This is a genomic window from Chthoniobacter sp. (assembly GCF_040003245.1).
Lineage (GTDB): Bacteria > Verrucomicrobiota > Verrucomicrobiia > Chthoniobacterales > Chthoniobacteraceae > Chthoniobacter.
In genome coordinates, this window is record NZ_JBDUCX010000342.1 from 1 (window position 1) to 5,529 (window position 5,529).

At 61.9% G+C, this 5,529-nt stretch carries 5 protein-coding genes; 2 read left to right on the plus strand and 3 right to left on the minus strand.

Features of this window, described 5'->3' with window-relative positions; genetic code table 11:
- On the plus strand, nucleotides 1-760 hold a 760-nt coding region (locus tag ABJF10_RS28895; protein ID WP_348548070.1), incomplete at its 5' end, for an NIPSNAP family protein.
- Here ABJF10_RS28895 and ABJF10_RS28900 read toward each other — a convergent pair.
- The 3 genes from ABJF10_RS28900 to ABJF10_RS28910 all read right to left on the minus strand — a co-directional run bounded on the left by ABJF10_RS28900 (nucleotide 729) and on the right by ABJF10_RS28910 (nucleotide 4,756).
- The gene (locus tag ABJF10_RS28900) at nucleotides 729-2,654 is read right to left on the minus strand and encodes a hypothetical protein (protein ID WP_348548071.1); all 1,926 of its coding nucleotides are present in this window, start codon (nucleotides 2,652-2,654) and stop codon (nucleotides 729-731) included. The two genes, ABJF10_RS28895 and ABJF10_RS28900, sit on opposite strands and share 32 nt — an antisense overlap.
- A gap of 114 nt (nucleotides 2,655-2,768) precedes the next feature.
- Nucleotides 2,769-3,743, minus strand: coding sequence for a hypothetical protein (locus ABJF10_RS28905; RefSeq protein ID WP_348548072.1), 975 nt, complete (start codon nucleotides 3,741-3,743; stop codon nucleotides 2,769-2,771).
- Between the two features lie 230 nt (nucleotides 3,744-3,973).
- Nucleotides 3,974-4,756, minus strand: a complete 783-nt coding sequence (locus tag ABJF10_RS28910; RefSeq protein WP_348548073.1) for a hypothetical protein — start codon at nucleotides 4,754-4,756, stop codon at nucleotides 3,974-3,976.
- Between the two features lie 105 nt (nucleotides 4,757-4,861).
- Between ABJF10_RS28910 and ABJF10_RS28915 the strand changes: the two genes are divergently transcribed.
- Nucleotides 4,862-5,413 (plus strand): hypothetical protein, encoded by a 552-nt coding sequence (locus ABJF10_RS28915; protein ID WP_348548074.1) that lies wholly within the window; start codon nucleotides 4,862-4,864, stop codon nucleotides 5,411-5,413.
- Nucleotides 5,414-5,529: the final 116 nt, after the last annotated feature.

The window sequence follows — 5,529 nt, forward strand, 5'->3', positions numbered from 1 at the left end:
ATTCCTCCCTCTCCTCGCCCTCACCATGCTCGCCACCAGCGTCACCACCGTCGCCGCCGACCCCGACACGCGCGTTTTCGAGATGCGCACTTACCACGCTGCCCCCGGCAAGCTCGATGATCTCAATGCCCGCTTCCGCAATCACACCGTGGCGCTCTTCGAAAAGCACGGCATCACGAACATCGGTTATTGGACGCCGATCGAGAATCCCGACAACCTGCTCATCTACGTGCTCGCCTATCCCGGCCGCGAAGCGCGCGAAACGGCGTGGAAGGAATTCGCGGCCGATGAAGACTGGAAAAAGGCGAAGACGGAATCCGAAGTGAACGGCAAGCTCGTGACCAAGGTGGACCAGCAGTTCCTCTCCGCCACGGATTTCTCCCCCGCGATCAAGCCCTCCACCGGCTCCGGCGCGCGCGTCTTCGAGCTGCGCACCTACACCACCACGCCGAACAATCTTCCCCTCCTCCACGCCCGCTTCCGCGATCACACCATCGCGCTCTTCACCAAGCACGGCATGACGAATCTCTTCTACTGGAAACTCCTGCCCGACCAAGCCAACGCCGAAAATACCCTCGTCTATCTCCTCGCCCATGCCAGCGTGGACGCCGCCAAGGCCTTCTTCGATGCTTTCCGTGCGGACCCCGATTGGATCGCCGCGAAGAAGGCCAGCGAGGATAAAGGCGGCGGCTCGTTGACCATTCCCGACGGCGTAAAATCCGTCTTCCTCAAGGCGACGGACTACTCCCCGACGCACTGAGCCGATCGCGGCGCGCGGCGAGCACGATCAAGAAACCGGCCAGCCCGCCGCTGATGATGAGCAGCGGCAGAAGGCTCGCGCGGCTTTGCGGAAAGAAGAATTCGCCGACGTTGAAGGAATTCCAATCGGTCTGAACGGAGCCCGCCGGGAACATAGTGAAGATAAGCAGGCCATCGTAGGCGCCAATCGGGTTGACCGACACCGGCCCGCGAATGGCGCCCAGGATGAATGGACTGGAGTCCCCGCGGGCGATGCTCGCGCGCATGGTCTTCTCCAGCTTGGCGAGGTTCTCCTTCCGCTCGGGCTCCGCCACGCCATCGTCCTTGAACTCCGAATCCGCCTTGTCGAGCCGCGCGGCGATCAGCTGGTTCAGGACCGGCCAGGCCCGCCCATAGGCAAAGAGCGGCCACGCATATTCGCCCACGATCTGGCAAAAGAAGTCGTCCTTGCGATGCGCGTCGTCGATGCGCGCATGGCCACCCACCGCGAGGGAGTTCTGCGCGTCGGTCGCCGTGAGCAGCGTCTGCTGCACGATCGAGACGAGCGCCAGTGCGGACGTCAGCCAGCGCCAGCGCATGAACGCCACCACCAACGGCAGGCCGAGAAACGGCAGGCCCGGCACGAGATAGCGCGGTCCCGCCGCGAAGCCCCCATGATAGCCATTGAAGCAAACATTCACGAGGAAGAAGAAGCCGAAGATGGCCAGACACAGTCGCGCCTCGGCGACCCAGGTCTTTTCGCGCAGCCACACGAAGAGCCCGTAAATGCTCATGATCGTCACCGGCGCGAGGAAGAAGATGCCGCGATACGGCGAGATCGTAAGTAACCCCGCGACGTAGGGATTCGGCATGTAAAACATCCCGAGCAAAGCACGCGTGTCCTGGAAGAGCGGATTCTGGAAATCGTTCGCCAGCTTGAACGGCGAGCCGAAGTTGACCCAATCGTAGACGCAGATCACGACGAAGAGCGGCGCCACGCCCAACGAAAACCATCCCAATGCCCGCCAGTTCCAACGCACCTTGCCGGTCGCCGGCAGCGTGGCCCGCAGCGCATACAACGCGAGAATCACTCCCGCCCCGGCGGCGATGTAATTCGTGATCGCCGCCACGCCGGCACACACTCCCGCCAGCACGACCCGCCCGGGCGCCGGCCGTTCCATTCCGCGCACGCGCCACAGACAGGCAAACGCCATCAGCAAAAAGATCGCCGTGAGATCATGATCGAAAAGCAGCGTACCGAAGGGGAAGAACGTCGTGCCAAAAGCGAACGCGAGCGTCGCCAGCAATGCCGGCAGCGCTTTGCCGCCCGCCATTTCACGAGCGAGCCGGAAGAACACCGCGCACCCGAACGCCGAGATGAACCCCACGCTGAAGGCCGAGGTCAGCCACGCGTTCACCGTCAGCGTCCACCAGTCGTCAGGGTTCCATCCGCGCCACTTCTCGAAATGATAGATCAGCCAATAGGCCGGCACCGCGAGGAAGGTCGTGCCCGGCGGTTTGTTCGGATGAAACTCCCCCGTCCACGGCACATAGCCGATATCGCCCGAAGAGCATTCCTCGATCATCGGCATATTCTTCGCATCGGGCGTCCGCGAATCCTCGTTCACCGGATACAGTTCATACGACATATCCACCCACGACAGTGCGCGGACCTGTCCTTCCCACGTGTATTCGGCGTGATTCAGCGGCAGCCGCACGAAGCGGTGGCCGGTCGCATCCGCCGGGTCGACCTGATAGACGAGGAAGTCATCGATGGCAAAACGTCCCTCTTCCACGATGGCGCGCACTTCCGCGAAGCGCGAATTCTGGTTCCACCCGCCGCCTTGGTGAAACCAGGCGAAGGCGACGAAACAGGCCAGAAATAGCACCCGCTCAATACGCCGGAGCGGAGCCATTAGCGATGAAAAATTGGTGCGGACGAACCATGCGGGGAAAGGGACGGCGGAGAAGTTGCCCACATTCACCCGGGAGCGGAATCTTTTTCGCCAGCGGCCAACGATCTCGTGAAACTATTTCAGCAGCAAAATCGGCGGCGCATACTTGTCCGTGCGGTAGTTGAACTCCTCGCCGGCCTTGCACCTGCGCGAGAAAATCAGGAAGGCCATGTCCGCCGCCGTCGTCTTGATCTCGTAAGGCTCCTCCCGCACCCAGCCCTGCTGGGCGAGCTTTTCCGCATTCATGAAAGTCTTCGCGTCCTCCGCCGGCGCCGTCGTGCCCCAGCGCGCCGGGCATCCCAGATAGACCATGCCGTCGGTCTTCACCTTGAACTTCACAGTCTGTCCATGGGCTTTGTGCTGGGTGAATTGCAAACCGGCAAACGCCGCGGGGATCTCCGTGATCTTGACGTCCCGATCGCTCCAGAGCTTTTCGTCTGTAACCAATTTCACCACCCCCGCATCCTGGACCTCGACCTTGGCGATGAGGCCTGCATTGACCGGCCGTCCAACCGGCGCCCCGGGCTTCGCTGCCGTCGGCGAAGGCGCCGAAGCCTTGAGCGTTGCGGACGCCGTCGATGCGCTCGACGCCGCCGCCGATCCCCCTTGCAACCACGTCGAAACGATGACTTCCCGCTTGTCCTTGATCAGCATCGCGTCGTCGAGGCGCCCGCGCTTCGTCAAAACCGTCTGCGCGTTCGCGAGGATCGTGTCGTAGCGCAACTGCACTGTCTTGGTTTTATCCACGCGATCCCTGGCCAGTCTCGCCATCTCCGTCGTCCAACTCCCCCGCAACTGCTTGAGGGCGCCAGGAACGTCGGGATCTCCTTCCACCGCAATGTCCTTCGCCGTCAGAAAAATGTCTCTCTCTTTGCGCCACGCCAGGACGCCCTCCAGATCACCCACTCCGGTCGCCTTGGCGATGCCCGCCTCCACCGCAGCCAAATACTGCTGCCGCGCCTTGCTGACATCGAGATCATACGGAACAGTCACCTCTTTCGTCAGGACGGCCCGCCATTGATCGTCCAGATCGTCGAGCCACTTTTTCATTTCGGCCTGAGGGGCCGGCGTCGCTGCCGGCTCGCGGCCCGCACTGCCCGCCGCGGGCGCATCCTGAGCCCGCACGGCGAACCCTCCCATCCAAGTGACCAACAAAACGGCTCTCGTAAGCGTAGTCATATTCTGGCTGGGAAAAGCGTTTGGGTCATATCGAAAGGACAAGGAGTCCGACAAGCAAAAAACCGGTTGCCAGGCCGGCGGCGCCCACTGCGTCGAGGATGCTAAAAGTGCGCGGTCCCGTTCGACTCAAGGTGTGCGACCACCTCGAACTCCTTGCCGTCCCACTCGAAGAGCACCAGCGACATATAATACTCGCCCGGCGGCGGTTTCACGTATTTGCCGACGTTGGCGACATTGGTATAGGCGAAGCCCGGTTTGAGGGCATCCTTCCGCACCTCGGCGATTTCAAAACCACGCAATGAGCCGCCGCGGTATGGTGCCGCCGTTGCCCACACCGCGAGCTTCAAGCCTCCCGTATTCCCCGTGCGCCGATGGCTGATCTTCGCCACGCCCATGTCCACTGTCCCACCTTCCGTACTCACCTGGTAACGCCATGGCCCCTCCATCGTGAAGAGCGGCAGCGGCCCAAGGCTGACCGGGTTGGTGAAACTGGAGTGCTGCACGATGACGTAGGCTCCTCCACGAAACTCCAGCAGCAACATCGTCAGGTAGTAGTTGCCGCGCACGGTCGGCGGCGTGTAGGGCACCGTCTTTCGCAAGCCCTTGTAAACCTGTCCGGCACCGAGTCCCTCCAGCTTCGCGCTCCCGAGCAATACGCCGTGAATGGTGCCACTCTCGTACGGCTCGGCACCCGCCCAGAGCTGCACTTCCAAGGTGCCGGTCGCATTCTCACGGCTGCTGTTGCTGATCAATTCCGCCATCAGCGCCACCTGCGTTTGCTGGTTCACAAATTCGTAGCGCAGCGGCCCGGTCCACTGCGGCGCGGCAAGGAGGGACGAAAACGGCGGGAAGACAACGAGCAGGAGAAAGAAGAGAAGCCTCATCGAGTTACGTCCGTTTACTATCCGTCAGAACACGTAAACTCCAGCGAATATGACGATTCGCGCGCTGGGGAACCAACACACGAGTTTCGTTCGATTCAGCATGACATGAAGTCAGTCGTTCTCACCGTCTCCATACCCGCCACCATTTTGAATTGCCAGGTCAACGCCGGCGAAGACATTGCCGAAGGCCCTTCCACCGACGTCCCCGAACTGAAAGAACTCCACCACTACGCCGGCCAGTGGGAGGACGAGATCGCCGGTCGCCCCGACGCGCGGCGCACCGAGCTCGGCGAATGGATCCTCAACGGGCGGTTCCTCCGCCAGTCCTGGTCTACGGAATCGAATGACGGCGCGCCGCCGGCTCACGGCCTGACGATCATGACTTTCGATACCGAGCGAAAGGTCTACCGCAGTTGGGCCTTCCTCGCCACCGGCTCGGTGATTGAAAATGAAGGGGTATGGGATGCGATCACCAAGACTTTCACTTGGGGCCATCGTGTGCCCGAGTCCGCCGGCACGGTTATCACCAAGACCTCCTTCGCCGCGGATGCGACACAGTCGTGGAGCATTGTTAAAACCGACGAGCACGACAAAGTCATCCGCGAGGTCGCAGGTCGTAGCATCCGCCAGAGCCTGCCCGCCCTGCACGCCGCCTGAGCGCAGGCAGCCCGGAAACTCATTCTCCCCACGCTTTCAAAAAAAAGCGGCGGCCCTTCCTCCTTTGCGGGAATGTGCTGTAACAGGGGGAAGGGCCGCTTGGAATGTTGTCCGCA

Bases quoted from the DNA above. Each gene is read 5' to 3' on its own strand.
- ABJF10_RS28905 (WP_348548072.1), bottom strand. From the start codon at position 3,743: ATGAAAAAGTGGCTCGACGATCTGGACGATCAATGGCGGGCCGTCCTG.
- ABJF10_RS28900 (WP_348548071.1), bottom strand. From the start codon at position 2,654: ATGGCTCCGCTCCGGCGTATTGAGCGGGTGCTATTTCTGGCCTGTTTC.
- ABJF10_RS28915 (WP_348548074.1), top strand. From the start codon at position 4,862: ATGAAGTCAGTCGTTCTCACCGTCTCCATACCCGCCACCATTTTGAAT.
- ABJF10_RS28910 (WP_348548073.1), bottom strand. From the start codon at position 4,756: ATGAGGCTTCTCTTCTTTCTCCTGCTCGTTGTCTTCCCGCCGTTTTCG.